Source organism: Cupriavidus sp. SIMBA_020 (assembly GCF_046535395.1).
GTDB classification, from domain to species: domain Bacteria; phylum Pseudomonadota; class Gammaproteobacteria; order Burkholderiales; family Burkholderiaceae; genus Cupriavidus; species Cupriavidus campinensis.
Genome location: NZ_JAWRWU010001016.1, coordinates 1 through 258, shown reverse-complemented (window position 1 = coordinate 258; position 258 = coordinate 1). Strand labels below are relative to the sequence as shown.

Sequence of the window (258 nt, the reverse complement as noted above, 5' to 3'; positions counted from 1 at the left end):
CCCGGATCGCACGCTTCACGTTTTTTCGTTTCGTCTCGTATGGCATCACACAATGCGCATCATGCGTCGGGATTCGCAGCCGGCGTCGCCGCCGCCGTTCTCGTCGTGCAAACCGGCGCGAGCGGCCCTTGGCATGCGGGCCTGTTCGCCCCATTCGCGGCCGGCGTCGTCGGCGGCACCGCGCCCGACTGGCTCGAAGTCGCGTGGTGGACGCGCAAGCGCCGCCTGTGGATCACGCACCGCACCATCACGCACTGG

At 68.2% G+C, this 258-nt stretch carries 1 pseudogene; it reads left to right on the top strand.

Annotated features, from left to right (window positions below):
* Positions 1-39: 39 nt before the first annotated feature.
* Positions 40-258 (top strand): annotated as a pseudogene (locus SB751_RS32540) (metal-dependent hydrolase); the annotation flags it as partial.